General features: G+C 76.9%; 21 protein-coding genes. 12 read left to right on the plus strand and 9 right to left on the minus strand.

Annotated features, from left to right (window positions below):
- Nucleotides 1–13: 13 nt before the first annotated feature.
- Together ACZ3J7_RS24400 and sigJ are read right to left on the minus strand one after the other, a co-directional pair.
- Nucleotides 14–847 (minus strand): SDR family oxidoreductase, encoded by an 834-nt coding sequence (locus ACZ3J7_RS24400; RefSeq protein ID WP_465624667.1) that lies wholly within the window; start codon nucleotides 845–847, stop codon nucleotides 14–16.
- Nucleotides 848–898: 51 nt separating this feature from the next.
- Complete coding sequence (sigJ, locus tag ACZ3J7_RS24405) at nucleotides 899–1,813, minus strand: RNA polymerase sigma factor SigJ (RefSeq protein WP_465624669.1); 915 nt, start codon at nucleotides 1,811–1,813, stop codon at nucleotides 899–901.
- 192 nt (nucleotides 1,814–2,005) lie between these two features.
- On the opposite strand from sigJ, the gene ACZ3J7_RS24410 reads away from it, so the two are divergent.
- Nucleotides 2,006–2,866 (plus strand): SDR family oxidoreductase, encoded by an 861-nt coding sequence (locus ACZ3J7_RS24410; RefSeq protein WP_465624672.1) that lies wholly within the window; start codon nucleotides 2,006–2,008, stop codon nucleotides 2,864–2,866.
- Between the two features lie 29 nt (nucleotides 2,867–2,895).
- Here ACZ3J7_RS24410 and ACZ3J7_RS24415 read toward each other — a convergent pair whose 3' ends face one another.
- From ACZ3J7_RS24415 to ACZ3J7_RS24425, 3 genes are all read right to left on the minus strand, one after another.
- Complete coding sequence (locus ACZ3J7_RS24415; protein ID WP_465624674.1) at nucleotides 2,896–3,495, minus strand: superoxide dismutase; 600 nt, start codon at nucleotides 3,493–3,495, stop codon at nucleotides 2,896–2,898.
- A 157-nt stretch (nucleotides 3,496–3,652) separates the two neighbouring features.
- Nucleotides 3,653–4,495 (minus strand): siderophore-interacting protein, encoded by an 843-nt coding sequence (locus ACZ3J7_RS24420; protein ID WP_465624676.1) that lies wholly within the window; start codon nucleotides 4,493–4,495, stop codon nucleotides 3,653–3,655.
- An 11-nt stretch (nucleotides 4,496–4,506) separates the two neighbouring features.
- Entirely contained in the window at nucleotides 4,507–5,559 is a 1,053-nt protein-coding gene (locus ACZ3J7_RS24425) for an ABC transporter substrate-binding protein (RefSeq protein WP_465624677.1), read from the minus strand.
- Between the two features lie 173 nt (nucleotides 5,560–5,732).
- Between ACZ3J7_RS24425 and ACZ3J7_RS24430 the strand changes: the two genes are divergently transcribed.
- From ACZ3J7_RS24430 to ACZ3J7_RS24445, 4 genes are all read left to right on the plus strand, one after another.
- A complete protein-coding gene (locus ACZ3J7_RS24430; protein ID WP_465624679.1) occupies nucleotides 5,733–6,764 on the plus strand; it encodes a FecCD family ABC transporter permease in 1,032 nt (343 codons plus the stop codon).
- The gene (locus ACZ3J7_RS24435) at nucleotides 6,761–7,786 is read left to right on the plus strand and encodes a FecCD family ABC transporter permease (protein ID WP_465624681.1); all 1,026 of its coding nucleotides are present in this window, start codon (nucleotides 6,761–6,763) and stop codon (nucleotides 7,784–7,786) included. The genes ACZ3J7_RS24430 and ACZ3J7_RS24435 overlap by 4 nt, the downstream gene beginning before the upstream one ends.
- 74 nt (nucleotides 7,787–7,860) lie before the next feature.
- The gene (locus ACZ3J7_RS24440) at nucleotides 7,861–8,733 is read left to right on the plus strand and encodes an ABC transporter ATP-binding protein (RefSeq protein ID WP_465624683.1); all 873 of its coding nucleotides are present in this window, start codon (nucleotides 7,861–7,863) and stop codon (nucleotides 8,731–8,733) included.
- 76 nt (nucleotides 8,734–8,809) lie between these two features.
- Nucleotides 8,810–9,034, plus strand: a complete 225-nt coding sequence (locus ACZ3J7_RS24445) for a hypothetical protein (RefSeq protein ID WP_465624685.1) — start codon at nucleotides 8,810–8,812, stop codon at nucleotides 9,032–9,034.
- A 15-nt stretch (nucleotides 9,035–9,049) separates the two neighbouring features.
- On the opposite strand, the gene ACZ3J7_RS24450 is transcribed toward ACZ3J7_RS24445, so the two are convergent.
- Nucleotides 9,050–11,482 carry a lysylphosphatidylglycerol synthase transmembrane domain-containing protein gene (locus ACZ3J7_RS24450; RefSeq protein WP_465624687.1) on the minus strand — a complete coding sequence of 811 codons (2,433 nt, stop codon included), beginning with the start codon at nucleotides 11,480–11,482 and terminating at the stop codon, nucleotides 9,050–9,052.
- A gap of 117 nt (nucleotides 11,483–11,599) precedes the next feature.
- Here ACZ3J7_RS24450 and ACZ3J7_RS24455 point away from each other — a divergent pair, with 117 nt between their 5' ends.
- Nucleotides 11,600–11,785 (plus strand): hypothetical protein, encoded by a 186-nt coding sequence (locus ACZ3J7_RS24455; protein WP_465624689.1) that lies wholly within the window; start codon nucleotides 11,600–11,602, stop codon nucleotides 11,783–11,785.
- Between the two features lie 58 nt (nucleotides 11,786–11,843).
- Nucleotides 11,844–12,338, plus strand: a complete 495-nt coding sequence (locus ACZ3J7_RS24460; RefSeq protein ID WP_465624691.1) for an NUDIX domain-containing protein — start codon at nucleotides 11,844–11,846, stop codon at nucleotides 12,336–12,338.
- A gap of 48 nt (nucleotides 12,339–12,386) precedes the next feature.
- On the opposite strand, the gene ACZ3J7_RS24465 is transcribed toward ACZ3J7_RS24460, so the two are convergent.
- The 3 genes from ACZ3J7_RS24465 to ACZ3J7_RS24475 form a co-directional block, all read right to left on the minus strand.
- A complete protein-coding gene (locus tag ACZ3J7_RS24465) occupies nucleotides 12,387–13,082 on the minus strand; it encodes a class I SAM-dependent DNA methyltransferase (protein ID WP_465624693.1) in 696 nt (231 codons plus the stop codon).
- A 41-nt stretch (nucleotides 13,083–13,123) separates the two neighbouring features.
- A complete protein-coding gene (locus ACZ3J7_RS24470; RefSeq protein ID WP_465624695.1) occupies nucleotides 13,124–13,855 on the minus strand; it encodes a tyrosine-protein phosphatase in 732 nt (243 codons plus the stop codon).
- Nucleotides 13,856–13,928: 73 nt separating this feature from the next.
- Entirely contained in the window at nucleotides 13,929–14,663 is a 735-nt protein-coding gene (locus tag ACZ3J7_RS24475) for a DUF4304 domain-containing protein (protein ID WP_465624697.1), read from the minus strand.
- 254 nt (nucleotides 14,664–14,917) lie between these two features.
- Here ACZ3J7_RS24475 and ACZ3J7_RS24480 point away from each other — a divergent pair, with 254 nt between their 5' ends.
- From ACZ3J7_RS24480 to ACZ3J7_RS24500, 5 genes are all read left to right on the plus strand, one after another.
- Nucleotides 14,918–15,652 carry an RNA polymerase sigma factor gene (locus ACZ3J7_RS24480; protein WP_465624945.1) on the plus strand — a complete coding sequence of 245 codons (735 nt, stop codon included), beginning with the start codon at nucleotides 14,918–14,920 and terminating at the stop codon, nucleotides 15,650–15,652.
- Complete coding sequence (locus tag ACZ3J7_RS24485; protein WP_465624699.1) at nucleotides 15,649–16,539, plus strand: hypothetical protein; 891 nt, start codon at nucleotides 15,649–15,651, stop codon at nucleotides 16,537–16,539. Before ACZ3J7_RS24480 ends, ACZ3J7_RS24485 begins: the two co-directional genes overlap by 4 nt.
- Nucleotides 16,540–16,821: 282 nt before the next feature.
- Nucleotides 16,822–17,412 (plus strand): polysaccharide deacetylase family protein, encoded by a 591-nt coding sequence (locus ACZ3J7_RS24490; protein WP_465624701.1) that lies wholly within the window; start codon nucleotides 16,822–16,824, stop codon nucleotides 17,410–17,412.
- A 5-nt stretch (nucleotides 17,413–17,417) separates the two neighbouring features.
- Nucleotides 17,418–17,567, plus strand: coding sequence for a hypothetical protein (locus ACZ3J7_RS24495; protein WP_465624703.1), 150 nt, complete (start codon nucleotides 17,418–17,420; stop codon nucleotides 17,565–17,567).
- 63 nt (nucleotides 17,568–17,630) lie between these two features.
- A complete protein-coding gene (locus tag ACZ3J7_RS24500; RefSeq protein ID WP_465624705.1) occupies nucleotides 17,631–19,196 on the plus strand; it encodes a protein kinase domain-containing protein in 1,566 nt (521 codons plus the stop codon).
- Nucleotides 19,197–19,201: the final 5 nt, after the last annotated feature.

A 19,201-nucleotide genomic window follows, 5' to 3' on the forward strand; every position in this document is an offset into this window, starting at 1 on the left:
ACGTGCGGGGCAGCTACTTTACGCAGGCGGTGGCGGCGAGGTGGTCGGCCCAGGTGGCGGTGCCGTGGGCGTGGTCGGGGGCGGTGAGGCCGCCGGCCCGCAGGGTGCGGCCGGTGCGGCCGGGGAGGTGGAGGGGCAGGACGCGGGGCCGGCGGCCGCGGGCGCGGAGCCAGTCGGCGGCGAGGTCGGTGGCGAGGCGGGTCTCGGGGCCGGCGAAGTCCGGGGCGTGGCCGACGGGTTCGGCGAGGGCGAGGGCGACCAGGCGGGCGGCGACCTCGTCCGGGTGGACGGGCTGGACGGGGGTGGCGGAGGGCATCGGCAGGACGGGGAGCCGGCCGAGGGCGGCGAGCATGCCGTCCAGCAGCTGGGGGAACTGGGTGGCGCGCAGGTTGGTCCAGCCCTGGCCGGACGCGGCGAGCAGCTGCTCGCCCGCCAGCTTGGTCCGGTAGTAGCGGAACGGGATCCGGTCGACGCCGACGATCGAGACGTTGACGACGTGTCGGACGCCGACCCGGCGGGCGGCGGCCAGCAGGTGGCGGAGGGCGGGCAGGTCGTGCCGGGGGCGGCGCGGGTCGCTGGCGCAGTGGATCACCGCGTCGACGCCGGACAGCGCCTCGTCCAGGCCGGTGCCGGAGGTGAGGTCGCCGGTGTGCCAGTGGGCGCCGGGGGCGGTGGCGGGGTGGTCGGTGGCGGGGTGGTCGGTGCGCCGGGTGAGGGCGTGGACGGGACGGCCGGTGGCCAGGGCGTGGCGCAGCACCTCGCGGCCGAGGACGCCGGTCGCGCCGGTGACGAGCAGGGGGAGGGCAGAGGAGGAGGCGGCGGAGGAGGGGGCGGACGGGGTGGTCATGGGGTGCGGCTCCTGTCGGGGGAGGGGTGCTCACCGGAAGGAACCGGACGGTCAGCCGTTCTGTGACAGCGCGCGGTGCCGGTGCGCGTAGTGGGCGAGTTTGTCGGGGTTGCGCAGGATCCGGACGGTGGTGACGCCGTCCGGGCCGGCCTCCAGCAGGCCGACGGAGGTGAGCGCGTCGCCCTCCCAGCCGAGCACCGCCGGGCCGCCGTTGGCCTCGGCGAGTTCGAACCGGACGCCGTCGGTGAACCGGGCGAACAGGCCGGTCAGGAAGCGGGCGGCGTCGCCGCGGCCGCGCACCGGCCGGAGCGCGGCGCGGACCTTGCCGCCGCCGTCGGACCAGACCACGACCTGGGCGGCGAGGAGCTGTTCGAGCTGGTCGAGGGCGCCGTCGGCGGCGGCCCGCAGGAAGCGGCCGAGCAGTTCGGCGGTCTGCTCGGCGTCGACGGGGCCGGTCGGCGGGGCCCCGTCGGCCAGCCGGCCGCGGCCCCGGTGGTAGAGCTGGCGGGCGGCGGCCTCGGTGCAGTCCAGGACGTCGGCCACCTCCCGGTGGCGGTAGGCGAAGGCGTCGCGCAGCACGACGGCGGCGCGCTCGGGCGGGGTGAGGCGCTCCATCAGGGTGAGCACCGCGAACGAGACGGCCTCGCGCTGCTCGGCGCGCTCCATCGGTCCGAGCGCCGCCCCCGCCACCGGCTCGGGCAGCCAGGTACCCGGGTACTCCTCGCGCCGGGCCCGGGCCGAGGTGAGCCGGTTCAGGCAGAGGTTGGCGAGCACCTTGTTCAGCCAGGGCCCGGGCGCGGCCACCTGCCCGGCCTCGGTGCCGTGCCAGCGCAGGTAGGCGTCCTGCACCGCGTCCTCGGCCTCGGCGGCCGACCCGAGCATCCGGTACGCGAGGGAGAACAGCCGCTGCCGGTGCCGCTCGAACTCCCGGGCCGCGGCTTCCCGTTCCGTGTTCGCCTGGTCCATGCCGCCCACGCTAAGGGGTGGCGCCCGGTGGGCGGTCCGCTCCCCCCGTCCGCCGTCGGAGCGGGGTCGCACGGGGTAGTCACTATCTTCTAGGTACCTACTGTCTTCCCGATGCTAACGTCGCTTCGGCGGGCGGCGAAGAGCGCCGAACCCCAGGTCAACTGGCATGGACAACAAGGGAGTTGGGGAAAGATGATCGTGGTGACGGGGGCGACCGGGAACGTCGGGCGGCCGCTGGTGGCGGAGCTGGCGGCGGCGGGGGAGCGGGTGGTCGCGGTCTCCCGGAACGTGACGGCCGAGGGGGTGCCGGACGGGGTGGTGGCGGCCCGGGCGGACCTGGCGGACTTCGCGGGGCTGCGGCCGGTGCTGGCGGGCGCGCGGGCGCTGTTCCTGATGCTGTCGCCGGAGTTGAACGCCCCGGGCCCGGACGCGCCGCCGGCCGCCGGTCTGCTGGAGCTGGCGGCGGAGGCGGGGGTGCGCCGGGTGGTGCTGCTCTCCTCGCTGGTCACCGGCACCCGGCCGGACGAGACCTGGCACGGGCGGATGGCCGAGTTCGAGGCGGCGGTGCGCGCCGGCGGCCTGGAGTGGACGATCCTGCGGCCGGGCGCGTTCGCCAGCAACGCCTACGTCTGGGCCGGGTCGGTGCGCGAGCGGCGCACGGTGTCCGCGCCGTTCGGCGGGGTCGGGCTGCCGGTGCTGGACCCGGCGGACGTGGCGTCCGTCGCGGCGGCGGCGCTGCGCGACGACACCGGGGAGCACCTCGGGCGGGTGTACGAGCTGACCGGCCCGGAGGTGATCGGGCCCCGCCGGCAGGTCGAGGTGCTGGGCGAACTGCTGGGCGAGGAGGTCGAGTTCGTCGAGCAGACCCGCGAGCAGGCGCGCGCCGAGCTGGTCCGCTTCATGCCGCCGCCGGTGGTGGACGGCACGCTGGAGGTGCTGGGCGCGCCGCTGCCCGCGGAGTCCGCCGTCCGGCCGGACGTCGAGCGGGTGCTGGGCCGTCCGGCCCGGTCCTTCGCCGAGTGGGCGGCGGGGGCGCTGCCGGCCTTCCGCTGAGCCCCCGCCGCCCCGGCCTCCGGCTGCGGTCAGGCCTGGGTGGCGGCGTACCGGGCGCTGACGTCCTGCCAGTTGACGACGTCCCAGAGCCGGGTGACGTAGTCGGGGCGGACGTTCTTGTACTGCAGGTAGTAGGCGTGCTCCCAGGCGTCGAAGGCGAGCAGCGGGGTGGTGCCCTGGCCGACGTTGCCGTGGTGGTCGTAGACCTGCTCGACGATCAGGCGCCTGCCGAGGGGCTCCCAGGAGAGGATGCCCCAGCCGGAGCCCTGGACGCCGACGGTGGCGGCGGTGAGCTGGCCGCGGAAGGCTTCGAAGGAGCCGAAGTGCTCGGTGATGGCGTCGGCGAGGTCGCCCTCGGGCCGGTCGCCGCCCTCGGGGGAGAGGTTCTCCCAGAACAGCGAGTGCAGCACGTGGCCGGAGAGGTGGAACCCGAGGGTCTTCTGCAGGCCGACCAGCGAGCCGAACTGCTCCTTGTCGCGGGCCTCGGCGAGCTGCTCCAGGGTCTGGTTGGCGCCGTTGACGTAGGCCAGGTGGTGCTTGGAGTGGTGCAGTTCCAGGATCTCGGCGGACATCGCGCGCTCGAGGGCGGAGTAGTCGTACGGGAGGTCAGGCAGCGTGTAGGCACCCATGGCTGAGCAGCCCTTCTCGGTCGACGGAGGGTCAGTTGCGAGTGCCACCTTATTGCAAGTCGGTTGCAGGAGCAGTAGCGGGGCATTAAGGCTCGGTGTCGCCGCGTGACGGAGGCCCGCCCCGGGCACCCGGGGCGGGCCTCCGCCGTGCGGCCGTTCAGGACTGCCCGGCGTACGCCTCCTCGCGCAGCCGGTCCTCGGACGCGCCGCGCCGCCAGTAGCCGGAGAACGTCACCGCGCGCCGGTCGACGCCGCGTTCGCGCACCAGGTGCCGGCGCAGCTCCCTGACGGTGCCGGACTCGCCGGCGATCCACGCGTACGGGGCGCCGGCGGGCAGATCGGCCGCGCGCAGGGCGGGCAGCAGGCCGGACGGCGTGCCGGGGGGACGGACCAGCCAGTGCACCTCCGCCTCGTCCGGGGCGGTCAGGTCCTGGATGTCGGCGGCGTCCGGCACCTCGATCCACACCACCGTGCGGGTGTCGGCCGGCAGCCACTCCAGGATGCCGCCGACCGCGGGCAGCGCGGTCTCGTCGGCCAGCAGCAGCGCGAAGTCGGCGTCCGCGGGCGGCCGGAAGCCCACCGAGCGGTTGTCGGCGACGGCCGGTCCGAGCAGCACCACCCGCGCGCCGGGCCCGGCCGCGGCCGCCCAGGCGGAGGCGGGACCGGCCTCCGGCCCGGTGCCGTGCAGCGCGAAGTCGACGTCCAGCTCGGGCGGTTCGGCCCGCTGTGCGCGGACCGTGTACGAGCGCATCACGGCCCGCTCGTCCGCCGGGAGCGCCCGCCAGGCGGCGAACCAGCCCTCGCCCTCGGCGTACGGGAGGTTCGGCTCGTCCTGCCCGGGGTGCGGCAGGAACAGCGAGAAGGACTGGTCGCGCCCGCCGCTCGCGAAGGAGCGCAGCGCCCCGCCGCCGAAGGTGACCCGCAGCAGGGTCGGGCCGAGCCGCCGGGTGCGCACCACGTGCGCCGGGAAGAAGTCGTACTCCTGGGTCCGTCCGGTCACCGGTGTGCCTCTCAGCTCAGCTTGCGGGACTTCTGGATCGCGGCGGTCAGCCGCTCGACGAGCGGGGCGAACCCGGCGTACGAGAAGCGCGGCACCGCGTCCCAGGGGGTGACCTGTCCGGCCTTGACGGCGGGCAGCTGGCCCCAGGCGGGCTTGGCGGCCAGGTCCTTGGGCTGCAGGGCGGTGGAGCGCTGGTCGAGCAGCAGCAGGTCGGCCGGGTACTTGCCGGCGTTCTCCCAGCTCAGGCCCTCGTAGTAGTCGCCGCCGTCGGTCTTCTCCGGCTGGACGAACTCCACGCCCAGCTCGGCGAAGTAGATCAGGTCGCAGGAGACCTTCGGGTTGGAGACGTAGAACAGGTCGGCGCTGCCGGAGCAGGCCATCACCCTGACGCCGCCCGCCGCCTTGACCGCCTGGCGCAGCTCCTCGGAGGCCTTCTCGAACCTGGCCCTGGCGTCGACCACCTTCGGCGCCTTCAGGTCGGCGCCCAGCGAGGCGGCGAGCTCGGCGTAGCGCTCGATCGGCTTGGTGATCGACACCCGGCCGGTGGAGACCAGCGCCTGCGGGGCGAGCGGCAGGATCTTGTCCTTGGACTCGTCCGGCACGTACCAGTACGCGCCCGGGTCGTACATGTGGGTCACCAGCAGCTCGGGGCGCAGCGCCGCGTACTTCTCGATCGAGAACTCGCCCCAGGCGTTGCCGATGATCTCGACCCTGTCCACGTCCAGGCCGCCGGCCTGCGGGTCGGCCTTGCCGTCGGCGCCCTTGGTCTCGCCGAAGACGCCGACCAGCTGCTTGTCCAGGCCGAAGTCGGCGAGCGCGGCGGCCGCGCCGGTGAAGGCGACCACCCGGGACGGGACGCTCTTGGCGGTGACGGTCTGCGGCCGGTCGTCGGTGAACGACCAGGCGCCGCCGGCGGCCCGGCCGTCCGACGCCCGGTCGCCCGACGCCTTGCCGTCCGCGCCGGAGGAACCGGAGGAGCCGCAGGCGGCGAGGACCGCGCCGAGCGCGGTGGCGCCGCCCGCGGCCAGCAGGCCGCGGCGGGTCAGGCGGGGGGAAGACGGCATGGCGGTACCTCGGTTCGGGCGCTTCGGGGCAGGGGGGAGGGGCACGCCGGAGCGGGCCCGGCGTGCGGTACCCGGCGGTAGCCGCCGGGCGTACGTAGGTTAACCTAACCTAAGTTGCGGTACGGGGGTCCTCCGGGTCCGCCGACCCGATCCCCGACCGATCCGGAGCACCCTTGAGCACCACCGGCTCCCTCCCGCCACCGGGCGCCGCCACCGCCCGCCGCGGTTCGCCCCGCGCCCTCGGCCTGGCCGCCGGCCTCCTCGTGCTGCTCGCCGTCCTGGTGCTCAGCCTCGGCCTCGGCGCCCGGCAGCTCGGCCCTGCCGAGGTCTGGCACGGCCTGCTCGACCCGGACGCCCCCGGCTACACCGCCGTCCACGAGATGCGGCTGCCCCGCACCCTGCTCGGACTGCTCGCCGGCACCGCGCTCGGCCTGGCCGGCGGCGTCATGCAGGCCCTCACCCGCAACCCGCTCGCCGACCCCGGCCTGCTCGGCATCAACGCCGGCGCCTCCGCCGCCGTCGCCACCGCCGCCACCCTGCTCGGCGTCACCTCCTTCACCGGCTACGTCTGGTGGGCGCTGGCCGGCGCCGCCCTGGTCTCCGCCCTGGTGTACGCCGTCGGCGGCGGCCGCGGCGCCACCCCCGCCCGGCTCGCGCTGGCCGGCGCCGCGCTCAACGCCACCCTGTACTCGTACGTCAGCGCCGTGATGCTGCTGGACACCGCCTCGCTCGACAAGATGCGCTTCTGGACGGTCGGCTCGCTCGCCGGCGCCCAGACCTCCACCGTGCTCGGCGTCCTGCCGTTCGTCGCCCTCGGCACCCTGCTCGCCCTCGCGCTGGCCCGCCCGCTCAACGCGCTCGCCCTCGGCGACGACACGGCCCGCGCCCTGGGCGCCCGGCCCGCCGCGACCCGCGCCGCCGCGATCGCCGCCGTCACCCTGCTCTGCGGCGCGGCCACCGCCGCCTGCGGCCCGATCGTCTTCGTCGGCCTGATGGTCCCCCACCTGGTCCGCGCCCTCACCGGCCCCGACCTGCGCTGGCTGCTGCCCTACTGCGCGGTGCTGGCACCCGTCCTGCTGCTCGGCGCCGACGTCCTCGGCCGCGTCCTGGGCCGCCCCGGCGAACTCCAGGTCGGCATCGTCACGGCCGTCCTCGGCGGCCCGTTCTTCCTGTACTTCGCACGACGGGGGAAGGCCCGCGCATGAAGACCCTGAGGCTCTCCCGGTTCTCGGTGCGGTACCGGCCGCGGGCGCTGGCCGTGACGGTCGGGGCGCTGGCGGCCGCCCTGCTGGTCGGGGTGCTCGCGCTCGGGCGCGGGGACTACCCGATCGCGCCCGGTGAGGTGGTGCGGACCCTGTTCGGCGGGGGCGGTCCGGCGGAGGACTTCATCGTCAACGGGCTGCGGCTGCCCCGGGTGGCGACCGCGCTGCTGGTCGGGGCGGCGCTGGCGCTCGCGGGGGCGCTGTTCCAGACGCTCGTGCGCAACCCGCTGGGCAGCCCGGACGTGCTCGGGTTCACCCAGGGCGCGGCGACCGGCGCGCTGCTGGTGGTGGTGGCCGGCGGTTCGAGCGCGGCGCTGGCGGGCGGCGCGGTGGCGGGCGGGCTGGCCACCGGCGCGCTGATCCACGCGCTGGCGTGGCGTGGCGGCGTGCAGGGGGCCCGGCTGGTGCTGGTCGGGATCGGCACGGCCGCGATCCTGACCGGCGTCAACGGCTACCTGCTGACCCGCACCCAGCTGATGGACGCGGCCCGCGCCGTGCTCTGGCTGACCGGCAGCCTGGACGGCCGGGGCTGGGAGCAGGCCCGGCCGCTCGCCCTCGCGCTGGCGGCGCTGGTCCCGCTGGTGCTGCTGGGCTGCGGGCCCGCGCTGCGCGCGCTGGAGCTCGGCGACGACGCGGCGAGCGGCCTGGGCGTGCGCCCGGAGCGGCTGCGGACGGCGCTGCTGGCCGCCGCCGTCCTGCTGGCCTCGCTGGCCGCCGCCGCGGCCGGTCCGGTGAACTTCCTGGCGCTGACCGCGCCGCAGCTGGCCCGCCGGCTCACCCGCTCGCCGGGCCCGAACCTGGCCGCCTCGATGTGCGTGGGCGCCGCGATGCTGGTCGGCGCCGACTTCACCGCCCAGCACCTGCTGGGCGAGCGCCAACTGCCGGTCGGCGTGGTGACCGGCGTGCTCGGCGGCGGCTACCTGGTCTGGCTGCTCGCCTCCCAGCGCCGGGCCGGCCGGCTGTGACCGCCCCGCCCGCCCGGCCCGGCACCGCCCGGCCCGGCACCGTCCCGCCCCGAACGTCCCGAACGGAGTCCCCGATGGCCCAGTCCGAGCCGCGCCTGGCCGGTCGCGACCTGACCCTCGCGTACGACCGGCGCACCATCGCCGAGGGCCTGACCGTCGAGGTCCCGGACCACTCGTTCACCGTGGTGGTCGGCCCGAACGCGTGCGGCAAGTCGACGCTGCTGCGCGCGCTGGCGCGGACCCTGAAGCCGGTGGCCGGGCAGGTGCTGCTGGACGGGCGGTCGATCGCGACGCTGCCCGCCAAGCAGGTCGCCCGCACGCTGGGCCTGCTCCCGCAGTCCTCGGTCGCCCCGGACGGCATCACCGTCGCCGAGCTGGTCTCCCGGGGCCGCTACCCGCACCAGGGCGTGCTGCGCCAGTGGTCGGCCGAGGACGAGCGGGTGGTCGCCGGGGCGATGGCCGACACCGGGGTCGGCGCGCTCGCCGACCGGCCGGTGGACGAGCTCTCCGGCGGCCAGCGGCAGCGGGTCTGGATCGCGATGGCGCTGGCCCAGCAGACCCCGCTGCTGCTGCTCGACGAGCCGACCACCTACCTCGACATCGCGCACCAGGTCGAGGTCCTCGACCTGTGCGCCCGGCTGCACCGGGAGCAGGGCCGCACCCTGGTCGCCGTCCTGCACGACCTCAACCAGGCCGCCCGGTACGCCACCCACCTGGTCGCGCTGCGCGACGGGAAGCTGGTCGCGGCCGGCCCGCCGGGCGAGGTGGTCACCGCCGAACTCGTCGAGGAGGTCTTCCGGCTCCCCTGCCGGGTCATCCCCGACCCGGAGACCGGCACCCCGCTGGTCGTCCCGGCCGCGCCCCGCCCGGCCGCCCCGGCCGCCCCGGCCGCCCCGGCCGCCCCGGCCGCCGGGGCCGTCGGGGTCGCTCCGGCCGCCGGGGCCTGAGGACGGATCCGGCCGGATCCGGGACCCGCCGCCGCAAAGGCTCGGGTTCGCGCGGCTCCGGTCGGATACTGGCGTCATGCGTGTCAATGCGGAGAACCCGGAGTACCCCGAGGACGAGGACGAGCTGTCCCCGGCCGTGCTGGAGACCCCCGACCCGGACCGGCCGGTGGTCGAGCCGGAGGTGGACGACCTGGAGGTGTTGCGACGACGGCACGAGCGCGGCGCGGAGCCCGCGGACGAGGGCGACGCGGTGGAGCAGGTCCGCGAGGTCGCGCTGGAGGACGAGGACTACCGCGAGTAGCCCGGCCGCGCGGCCTCAGATCCGCCCCCGGCGCTTCATCCAGGCGAAGGCCGCCCACCCGGGCAGCACCGGCAGGATGAAGGTGAGCAGCCGGAACAGCAGGACGGCCGCGGCCGCGCTGCGGTCGTCGAGGTGCCCGGTGGTGGCCAGCAGGGTCGGCATCAGCACCTCGACGCCGCCCAGGCCGCCGGGCGTCGGCACCACGTTGCCCGCCGCGTTGCCGGCCAGGAAGGTCACCGCGACGGCGTCGAAGTCCGGCGCCCGCCCGACCGCGCGGACGCAGCAGTACAGGCACAGCACGAAGCACATCGACACCAGCAGCTGCCCGGCCACGCCGGTGGCCAGCCGGCCGGGCCGCTGGGCCAGGTCGAGCAGCCGGGGCAGCACCTCGGCGCGCAGCGGCCGCAGCAGGGTCTGGGCGCGGCGCCGCAGCGAGGGCACCGCGGCGACCGACACGGCGATCACCGCGCCGACCGCGAGCGCCAGCCAGAGCACCCAGCCGCTGGGCAGCGCGGAGGACTCGCCGCCGGCCGCGGCGGCGTCCGCGCCGACCAGGGCGCTGAACACGGCGAGTTGCAGCATGTGCAGCACCAGGCCGAACAGCTGGCTGACGCCGATGCTGGACATCGCCTGCGCGGTGGGGACGCCCGCGCACTGCAGGTAGCGGGTGTTCAGGGCGAGGCCGCCGACGCCGCCGGGCGCGACCACCTTGACGAAGGAACCGGCCGTCTGGACCGCCAGGGTGGAGCGGAACGACAGCTTCTCCGGGACGAAGCCGCTGAACGCGAACGACGCCACGGGGTAGCTGACCGCGGCCCAGAGCGCCGCGCCGGTCAGCCACAGCGGATCGGCCCCGCTGACCACCGAGACCGGGTTCGGGAACTGCAGCAGCGCGTAGCCGACCGCGACGCAGGCGACGACGGTCAGCAGGGTGCGCGGGCGCAGCCGCTCCAGCCGGACGGGGACGGCGATGGCCTGCGGGGTCTGCCGCTGCACCTCGGCGCGCAGGTCGGCGGCCAGCGACTTGTGCCGGGCGAGCGCGGCCCGGGTGTCGCGGGCCAGCGCGATCGGCTGGAGCAGCGGCAGCGCGGTGCCGACCGGCCCGGGCCCGAGCACCTCGACGGCGGCCCGCACCGCCCGCCGCGGCCCGGCGTGCACGGCCAGCACGGCGAGCAGCCCGGCGACGTCCAGGCGCAGCAGCAGTTCGCCGGCGGCGATCTCGCCGCGGGCCAGGCCGACCAGGTGGACCTGGCCCTCGGCGTCCAGCAGCACGGTGTTCGGCGCCAGCGAGCGGTGCGCGATCCGGCGGCGCTGCAGCAGGGCCAGCTGCCGCCAGGCGTCGCGCAGTTCGGCGTCGGTGGGGCCGACGGGGCGGTCCGGGGCCTGGCCGGGGTCCTCGTCGAAGAGTTCGGCGAACGGTCGGGCGTCGATCCGCCGGTACGCCACCAGGGCGGCGTCCGGGCCGAGTTCGACCACCGCGACGGGGGTGCGGGTGCGGACCCCGGCGGCGGTCGCGGCGTGGCCGAGCAGGGTCTGGTGCTCCAGGCCGTCCCGCAGCGGGCGCAGGCCGAGCGGGCGGGGCGCGGTGCGCAGCCGCAGCGCCAGCCACAGGTGGCCGAGCAGGCCGCTGGCCTGCGCGTACCGGTCGAGCAGGTGGACGTCCAGCTCGGGGCGGCCCTCGTGCTGGGTGACCAGGTAGCGGCTGGGGCCGAGGGCGAGCACCGCGTTCGGGCGGACGCCGGTGCCGGCCAGGGCGGTGGCGATCTGGCCCTCGGTGGGGGAGCCGACGGGCTCGCCGACGGCGTACCGGGTGGCGTGCGCGGTGGTCCAGCCGAGCAGCAGCGCGAGGACCAGCGACAGCGGCGTGGCGTACCCGGTGACCAGGCCGGACAGCGCGGACAGCGCCAGCGTGACGCCCAGCGCGGTGCGCCAGCGGCGGCGTCCGGTGGTGCCGACGGCGGTCATGAAGGCCAGCACCGGCGCCAGGTGCCCGTACACCGGGTCGGTGCTGCCGGGCCGGTCCGACAGCGGGTGGGTCAGCGTGGTGGCGCCGCCGATCAGCAGGTCCAGGCCGAGCGAGAGGCCGTACGCGAGGACGGCGGCGAGCACGCCGTCGGCGACCCGGCGGCCCTCGGAGCCCAGCGTCCGGTCGACGGCGAAGGCCAGCGGCACGGTGAGCAGCGCGCCGCCGCACAGCGCGGCGGTGAGCTGGGCTGGCGGCCAGGGCAGCAGCTCGACGCCCCGGGACACGTCGAGGTCGAGGCCGAGCGCGGAGGAGCGGGCGTAGCCGGCCAGCAGCAGCACCAGGACGATCCAGCACGTCCCCGCGACCAGTCTGATCAGCGCGGCGGGGTGACGGACGCGCTCGGCGCGCCCGGTCCGGGGCCGCCGCGGGGGCGGGAGCGGAGCAGAACCCTGGGATTCTTCGGCTTGTATCACCGTGGCCACGCGGCATGGTCCCACACCGCTCCGACCCTGATCCGGCCGTTCCGGCAAGGGAGTTCACGCGTCGAGGTGTATACCGGTCGATAGCGGGCATATCGGACTGATGGAGGAGGTCGGAAGATGACCAGGCGATCGACCGACAGGATGACCGGGCTCCGCCGGGGCACCCAGGAGCTCCTCGACCGCCGGGGCATGGCCGCCGACCCGGCCGCGCTCGCGACGGCCGGCCCGGCCGACGGCCCCGTCGCGCACCCCGACCTGCCGGGCCACCGGCACCGCGGCGCGGAACGGCACTCGGCACACTGAGCCCCCGGCGGGGTGGGAGAGTGGGTGCCACGAACTCCCGCCCCGCCCAAGGAGTGCCATGTCCGCCGACCCCGAATTCGCCTCCCGCGAGGAGTGGCTCGCCTCCCTGCACCGGGTGTACGCCGCCGCGGGCTGCCTGATCACCGACCCCGACGGCCGCGTCCTGATCGTCAAGGCCGGCTACCGCGACGCCTGGCAGTTCGTCGGCGGCACCGTCGACCTGGGCGAGAACCCCCGGCAGTGCGCGACCCGCGAACTCCACGAGGAGACCGGGCTGCGCCGCGAGGCCGGCGAGCTGCTGGTCGTCGCCTGGACCAACCCCAGCGGCGAACTCGACCACCCCGCCTGCCACTTCCTCTTCGACCTCGGCGTCTTCCCGGCCGACACCCCCGTCGTCCTGCCGCCCGGCGAACTCGACGACCACCGCTGGGCGCCCGTCCCCGAGGCGCTCGCCCTGCTCGGCCCGGCCCGCGCCCTCCGCCTCGAAGCCGGCCTCGCCGCCCGGGCGGACGGCCGCACCCGCCTGGTGACCGCGCCGAACTCGGGCTTCTGAGCAGGAGTGCGCGCCGCCCGGACCGCTTCTGGGCCCGGCGGTCCGCTCCTACGGCTTGCGCCAGACGTACGCCGCCGAGACCGGCCGGCCGCGGTGGCGCTCCCACTTGGGCTTGATCGCGGTCCACTGGTCGCCGACCAGCTCCTCGCGCATCTCGGCGAGCTGCCAGCCCGCCGCGAGGCCGGCGGTGAGGTGGTCGCTGACCTGGTGGACGTGGGTGGTGATGGCGACCGGGCCGGACGGGCCGTCGTAGTGGGTGGGCATGCCGGCGCCCGTGATGAAGGCGGGGTGCAGGCCGACCAGGACGAACAGGCCGCCGGGGCGGACCAGGCGGTGGGCCTCGCGGTAGAGCGGGGCGAGGTCGGCGAGGTGCTCGTCGACGAGGGAGCAGGCGGCGAGGTCGTAGCCGTCGGCGGCCAGGCCGGTCGCGGCGAGGTCGCCCTCGACCAGGGTGCGGTGGGCGCCGCGCGCGCGGGCGCGGGCGAGCATCTCGGGCGTGAGGTCGACGCCGTCGACCGCGCCGACGCCCCGGGCGCGCAGCCAGGCGCCGGTGCGGCCGGTGCCGCAGCCCAGGTCGGCGGCGGTGGCGGCCTCGGCCCAGCGCGGGACGGTGAGCCGGGCCAGCACGTCGACGTCCATCGCGTCCTGGACGGTGTCCTCGTAGCTGTCGACCCACCCGGCGTAGCCGGTGCGGACATCGACGGTGGGGTAGCCGCGGGTGTCGAACGGGGAGAAGTTCGTCATGCCGGGCAGTATCGGCGGCGATCCGGCCCCACCGCGAGCGGTTATCCGAGCAGCCGGGCCCGGACGGCGGCGACGTCCGCGGCGGGCAGCCACCGCTCGGCGTCGAACTCGGCGAGGACCTCGTGCAGCGCCTGCTCCGCGGTGGTGCCGGCGTCGGCGAGGACGCGGGCGATCCCGGCCTCCTCCTCGGGCCGGTCCAGGATGCTCCACAGCGGGCGCAGGTTGGCGGCGGACAGCAGGTAGTCCTCGGCGACCGCGGCGGGGGTGGCCCCGGCGAGGGCGAGCAGGACGAGGGCGGCCAGGCCGGTGCGGTCGCGGCCGGCGCCGCAGTGCACCACGACGGTGCCGGGACGGGCCCGGGCGACGGCGGCGACCAGGTCGGCGACGGCCTGCCGGCAGTGGTCGAGGTAGGGGCGGAAGGACAGCGGGGTGCCGTCCAGGGCGCCGAACCGGGACCACCAGTCGGGCCCGGCCAGCGCGTCGAGCGGGACGCGCACCAGGTCGACGCCGTCGGGGGCGGGCAGCAGCGGCCGGTACTCGACCGGGTCGCGCAGGTCCACGACGGTGCGCACGCCGTACGCGAGCAGCGAGTTCTGGCCCTCGGCGGTGAGCCGGTCGAGGTTGTCGGCGCGGACCACCGCGCCGGTGCGGGTGGTCCGCCCGTCCCGGGTGGGCAGCAGGCCGAGGTCGCGGACGTTCAGGCAGCCGTCCCAGTCGAGCAGCCGCGCCTCGTGCGGTATCGCCGTCGTCCCCGTCACGCCGTCCCCCGCCATGTTCCCGCTCCCCCGTGCCGTTCTCGCCCCGTGCGTCACACCGGTGCCGCTGCGCACCACCACTGACAGGGACTCAGTCCGCTTCCGGATGGTTCCCGGCGTCCCCGGCGTCCCTGGCCTCCCCGGTGTCCCCGGCGGAGTGGTCGGCGAACTCCCAGAGCGTCCGGCCGAGCGTGTCGAGCACCCGGACGGCGCCGAAACGGGCGTCCCGGGCGGACAGGAAGCCGCGGGCGGCGCCCGCCAGGACGGCGTGCGCGGCCGGGTCGTGACGGCTCCAGGCGCCGTGCAACTCCAGTGTGCCGCCGGTGAGTTCGGCCCGCTGGATGCGGGCGACGGCGGCCGTGGCGAGGGCGCCGTTGACGCCGTCCAGCTCGGCCTGGCCGAGGTACGGCTCGCGGTCCTCGGCGCGCAGCCGGCGGCGCAGTTCGGGCAGCGCGTAGCCGCGGACGGCGGCCACCGAGTCCTCGACGGCGATCAGCCAGCGCGGCCCGGGCGCCACCTCCCACCAGACCTCGCCGCCGACCGGCAGCAGCTCGCCGATCGGGGAGTGCCAGCGCTCCAGCCCGGTGGGGGAGTTGGCGTCGGGGCGGATGCTGCGCCTGTCCCAGGCCGACTTGTCGGTGACGGAGAGGTTCACGGTGTACCGGACCCGCCCGTCGCCGGACACCGCGCGCACGCCGAGCACCGCCCAGCGCTCGCGGTCCGGCAGCGAGAAGGAGTGCCGCCAGCCCCGGAAGCCGAGCCCGCGCAGCGCGGGCGCGAAGTGGTCGCGGATCCCCGCGGTGTACAGCTCCTGGGCGGTGCGCATGCCGGCTCCGGCCTCCTCGTCCGATGGGGGAATCGGGGTGGAATGCCCCGTATTTGCACGGTATGGCGAGGGGGTGCGGGCGGACCGTGGGCGAAGGACAGCGGCCGGCGGGACGAAGGTCGCCCCGCTCCGGGCCCTGCGGCCCGGGCCGCAGGGCGGGGGCGGGCGGGTGTCGGTCCACACGGAACGGACACCGGTCCGCCACCGGTCGGGCACCGCCCCGGCGGTGGGAGCGTTCCCCCGGATGGCGCATGATGGGGCGGGTGCACAGAGCTGAACACCAGGGGGCGGACGCCGGGGACCGGGTCGGCCGTCCGTACGCACCGGATCGACCGCCCGCCCGGCGGGCCGATCTCGCCGCCGCCGTCCGCGCGGCCCAGGACGGTGACGAGGAGGCGTTCCGGGTCCTGTTCCGGGCCGTCCAGCCGGGGCTGCTGCGCTACCTGCGGGTCCTGGTCGGCGGGCGGGCCGAGGACGCCGAGGACATCGCCTCCGAGGCCTGGCTGCAGATCGCCCGCGACCTGCCGGGCTTCCGCGGCGACGCGGACGCCTTCCGCGGCTGGGCCGCGACGGTCGCCCGCAACCGGGCGATGGACCACCTGCGCCGGATGCGCCGCCGCCCGGTCGCCGACCTGCCGGTGGAGTACCTGGCCGAGCTGGCCGCCGCCGAGGACACCGCGGGCCAGGCGATGACCACCGTCGCCACCTCCGACGCGCTCGCGCTGATCGCCGGACTGCCGCCCGACCAGGCCGAGGCGGTGCTGCTGCGGGTGGTGCTCGGCCTGGACGCGGAGAGCGCGGCGAAGGTGCTCGGCAAGCGCTCCGGCAGTGTCCGGATGGCCGCCCACCGGGGGCTGAAACGGCTGGCCAAGGTGCTGGAGCAGAGCGGGGGAGCGGCCGCCGGGGTACCCCGGCGGAGGTCGGGGGGAAAAATTTCCGCGCAGGGTGTGACACCGGCGCAGGTGCCGACGCTTAAGGACATGAGATGAGCACCAACCGATCCCGCCGGATCGATCGCGCCACCGCCGAGCGACTGCTCGGCGGCGTCACGGTCGACCCGGAGGCCGGTCAGGACCCCTCCACCGGGCAGCGGTCCGCGCCAGGACGGCCGGAGCTCGCCGCCCTGCTCGCCGCCGCTGCGACGAGCGAGGCGGCCGGCGACGGCCCGCTGCCCGGTGAGGAGGGGGCCCTGGCCGCGTTCCGGGAGGCTCGTCGCCGGCCCACCCCCCAGCAGCACCGGAGACGAAAGATGGCGGACACCGCGCTCGCGCGTGCCCTCAGCGCGAAGGCCGTGGCCGTCGCGCTGGGCGTCACCGCCGTGGGCGGCGTCGCGGTCGCGGCCGGCACCGGCCGGCTGCCGGAGGTGCTGGGCGGCCCCGCCCCGACCCCGGCGGCCACCAGCGCCGCGCCCGCACCGTCCGACCCGGTGCCCGCCACCCCGTCCGCGAGCCCCCCGGCCGACCGCACCGGCCGGCCGTCCGCGACCGCGACCCCGTCCGGCGGCCGTCCGAGCGGCGGCCCGGCCAGGACGTCCGGCGCCCCCGCCACCGACCCGGCGGGCGTGCCCGACCTGGTGCGGCTGTGCGAGGGCTTCGCCGGGCGGGTCGCGGCCGGCGGCAAGCCCAGGGACGCGGCCGCCGACCCGGCGCTCGCCGAACTGCTCCGGCAGGCCGGCGGCGCGGAGCGGGTGACCGGTTTCTGCGCGCTGCTCGCCGCCCGCGGCGGGGAGCCGTCCGACGCGGCCGGCCGCGGCCGGCCGTCGGCGGGCCCGAGCCAGCCGGCCGTGCCCTCCGCCTCGACGCCGACGCCTGGGAGGACCGGGCGCGGCGACAGCCAGCAGTCCAGGCGGTCGGACGGGGGCGGCGACCAGGACTGACACCGAACTCCGGTCGGACGACGGGCTCCCCCGGGCTCCGCGTCCGACCGGGCACCGCCTCCGGGCGGCCGGCGGGCCCCTGTACCCGTCGCCCGCCCGGACCGGACCTCCGGACGGGCGGCGGGCTCCCCCGGGCCCCCGCCCGTCCGGGAACGGCTCCGACCGGCAGAAGACTCCCCCGGGTCCGCAGCCGGTCGGGGAACCCGCTCCGGACGGACGGCTGAACTCCCCCGGGTCCACCGTCCGTCCGGGGCCCGACCCGCCCGCACCCCTGGAGCCACGGTGACCGAAACCCCGCTCGCGGCGCGGGACGCCGACCCGGCCGCCCCGGGCGCAGTCGCGCTGACCATCGACGACGGGCCGGACCCGGTCCGGACGCCGAAGGTCCCGGACGTCCTCAAGCGGCAGGGGGTGCACGCCACCTTCTTCGTGGTCGGCACCCGGGGCGCCGACCACCCCGAGCCGGCCCGCCGGACCCTTGCCGAGGGCCACCGGCTGGGCCTGCGCACCTTCGCTCAGGCCGACTGGCAGGCCGTCCGGCAGGCCGGGCGGGCCGGTCGCCCGACCGTGCTGACCACCCTGGACAGCGAGGACCGGCGGCGCCCGGGCGTCGCGGAGATCGTCGCCGACGCCACTCCGCAGGGCCCGGCGGGCCAGGTGGCGCTGCAGGCGCTGTCGGCCTGCTACGCGTTCCGCCTGGACGGCGAACGGCCGGGCCCGCTGTGGACGCTGCCGCTCCAGCAGGTGGTCTACCGTCAGTTGATGTACCTGGTGGTGATCCAGTCGGTGTGGACGGCGCTGGCCGGCAACCGGCTGCGCTGGCAGCGGATGCAGCGCTACGGCTCCCTCCAGGCCCCGGCGAACCGGAGTTGACCACGATGACCTTCCCCCGCACCACGCCCGCCGCCGCCCGCGCCGCCCGTCGCGCCGTCCGCCGGGCCCGCCGCGCCCCCCGGGGCCTCCCCCGGGCGCTGCTGGCCGCCGCCCTCGCGGCGCTGGCCGCCGTCCTGCTCGTCCAGCGCCCCTGAAGTCCGGTGGCAGCGGCCCGCTATGGTTCACGGGTGCCCGCCCGGGGTTGAGAGGAGTATCCGATGATCGGACGCGCGCTGAACGGGCGCTACGAACTCGGGGAGATCCTCGGGGTCGGCGGCATGGCCACCGTCTACCGCGCCCTGGACCACCAGCTGGGCCGCCCGGTGGCGGTCAAGGTGCTCAACGGCGGCCTGGCCGACGACCCCCGGTTCGCCGAGCGGTTCGCCCGCGAGGCCCGGTCGGCGGCGCTGCTCTCCCACCCGCGGATCGTCACCGTCTTCGACTCCGGCGTCGACCAGGGCTCCCCGTACCTGGTGATGGAGCTGGTGCACGGCGCGACCCTGGGCCGGGTGCTCGCCGACCAGGGCGTGCTGCCGGTGGAGCGCGCCGTCGGCGTCGCCGCCGCCGTGCTGGACGCGCTGGCCGCCGCGCACGCCCAGGGGCTGGTGCACCGCGACATCAAGCCCGGCAACGTGATGATCACCCAGGACGGCGGGGTGAAGGTCGTCGACTTCGGCATCGCCCGGGCCGGCTCCTCCTCCGGCCAGCAGCTCACCCAGACCGCCACGGTGCTGGGCACCGCCGCCTACCTCTCCCCGGAACAGGCCACCGCCGCCCCGGTCGACGGCCGCGCCGACCTGTACGCGGTCGGCTGCGTGCTGTACGAGATGCTGGCCGGCACGCCGCCGTTCACCGCCGACACGCCCGTCGCGGTGACCTTCAAGCACGTCACCGAGTACCCGGTCGCGGTGTCCGCCCACCGGCCCGACGTGCCGCCCGCGCTGGACGCCGCGATCCTGCGGCTGCTCGCCAAGCACCCGGCCGAACGCCCCGCCGACGCGCCCTCGGCCGCCGCCGAGCTGCTCGCCGCCGTCCCGGCCGCCCCGGTCGACCGCACCGCCGAACTGCTCGGCGCCGCCACCCAGGTGCTGCCGCCCGTCCCGGCCACCGCCTTTCCGGCCGCGCCGCCGCCCCCGCCGCCGTCGCGGCAGCCCTGGACCGAGCAGCAGCGCACCTCGGTGCTGCCGCCGGTGCAGGCCCCGTTGCTGCCCCGGGCCGACCACCGGGACCGCTACCAGGACGAGGAGCCCGAGCCCCGGCGCGGCCGCAACCCGCTGGTGTACGCGGGCGTCGGCGCGGCCGTGATCGCCTGCGTGGCGGGCATCGCCGCGTTCTCGCTCGGCGGCGGCGACCCGGCCCCGAAGGCCGCGCCCGCCCCCGCCCCGACCTCGGCCGCCCCCGCGACCCCGACCGCCTCGCCGTCCCCCTCCCCGTCCCCGTCCGCGAGCGCGAAGCCCAGCGCCTCGCCCAAGCCCTCCGCCACCCTCAAGGGCGGTGCCGTGGTCACCCAGCTGATCCAGCTGCGCGGCGAGGTCGCGCAGACCCCGTTCAGCAAGGAGCGGGACAAGCAGGACGACCTGACCCGGCTGCTGGACCGGGCCACCCAGGCGGTCAACGACCGGCAGCCCGCCGACGCCGAGGACGGCCTCAAGGACGCCCAGAAGCTGGTCCGCGACCTCCAGCGCCGCAAGGCCGTCGACGCCGCGACCCTGATCGGCTGGCAGGCCCGGCTCGCCGCCCTGACCACCGCCGTGCACGCCCAGGCGGTCCAGCAGGAGGACTGACCCGC

This window comes from Kitasatospora sp. NPDC015121, assembly GCF_055562955.1.